This window comes from Kitasatospora sp. NPDC093558, from assembly GCF_040683475.1.
Classification (GTDB): Bacteria; Actinomycetota; Actinomycetes; order Streptomycetales; family Streptomycetaceae; genus Kitasatospora.
Genome location: NZ_JBFBDY010001073.1, coordinates 1 through 1,610 on the forward strand (window position 1 = coordinate 1; position 1,610 = coordinate 1,610).

Consider the following 1,610-nt stretch of genomic DNA (forward strand, 5'->3'; position numbering starts at 1 on the left):
GTCTTCCACAACCCGGCCACCGACCGGCTCGAACACGCCGGTTCCTACCTCACCGGAGCGGTGCGCCAGAAGCTGCAGGAGGCCGTCCGGGCCGCCGAGAAGGATCCGGCGTTCGCCGTGAACGTGGCGGCGCTGGAGGCGGTCCAGCCCCGCCTGCGGCAGCTGGGCGAGTTCACCGTCCAGCTCGGCGCGTCCTGGGTGCCGCCCGAGCTGGTCCAGGGCTTCCTGCGGGACTATCTCGGCGACCTGACACTGCGGGTGGAGCACACCCCGCTCTACGGGTGGTCGATCTACGCGGGCAAGGTCCCCGAGGAACGCAACCTCATGCTCGGCACGCCGCGGGTGCCGGCGCTGCGGATCGCCCAGAAGGTGCTCGGCAACTCCGACCTGACGGTCTACGACACCGAAGTCACCGAGAACGGCAAGGTCACCCGGGCCGCCAACGACGCCGACACCCGGGCCGTACGGCAGAAGGCCGACGCCATGCGGTCGGCGTTCGAGGCCTACGTCACCGGCACCCGCGAGCGCGCCACGGTCCTGGTCGAGGCCTTCAACGAGGTCATGAACGGGCACGTCGTGCGCAACTACGACGGCCTGTCACCGACGCTGGACGGCCTCACCACCGAGCGCACCCCCCACGCCCACCAGCTCGCCGCCGCCGCACGCATGCAGTACGAGCGGTCGGTGATCCTCGCCCACGAGGTCGGCCTGGGCAAAACCACCACGATGGTGCTCGGGGCCATGGCCCTCAAGGCCTCCCAGCAGGTCACCAAGCCCGTCGTCGTCGTGCCCAACCACCTCGCCCAGCAGTGGTACGACGAGGCGAGCTTCCTGTACCCGAACGCCGACATCCTGCTGATCACCAGCGAGGACCTGGCCGAGGACCGGCGCCGCGCCACGCTGGAGTACCTGCGCTCCAACACCCCGGATCTGGTGATCTTCACTGAGCCGGCGTTCACCAGCGTGCGGATGAGCCCCGAGCACCAAGAGCGCTACATCTTCGGCGAGGTCGAGCGGCTCAAGGAACAGATCAAGCGGGAAAAGGCCGAGGCCGGCGTCCGCCTGCAACAGTCCCGCCTCCAGGAGCGCCTGGAACGCTTCGAGGCCGAGATCCGCACCGCGGACGCCCCGATGCGCCGTCCCGGCGAGGTGTACTGGGACGACCTCGGCTTCGACTACCTCCTCATTGACGAGGCGCACCGCTTCAAGGGCCTGGGCATCAAGTCCCGCCTGGCCTACTCCCAGTCGAAGATCAAAGCACTCGACCTGCACCAGAAGCTCGACCACCTCCACCAACTGCGCCCGGACAAGCCGGTCGTCACCCTGGCCACCGGCACCCCGCTGACCAACTCGATCTCCGAGATGCACACCCTGCTGCGCTACGCCGCGCCGTGGATCCTGCGCCAGTACGGCTGCGAGGGCTTCGACGAGTGGGCGGCCCTGTTCGGCAAGACCAAGGTCCGCCTGGAGATGGCCCCCGACGGGTCCGGCGTGCGCCTGGTCGAGCGGTTCTCGGAGTTCACCAACCTCACTGCGCTGTCCACCCAGTGGCGCCTGATCACGGACGTGAAGACCGCCGACGAGGTCGGCATCAAGCGCCCCACGATCGC

1 protein-coding gene is annotated in these 1,610 nt (G+C 68.9%); it reads left to right on the plus strand.

Going from position 1 to position 1,610, the window contains the following annotated elements; genetic code table 11:
* The coding region (locus AB0O00_RS38585) for an SNF2-related protein (RefSeq protein ID WP_363659344.1) at nt 1–1,610 on the plus strand (1,610 nt) is incomplete at both ends.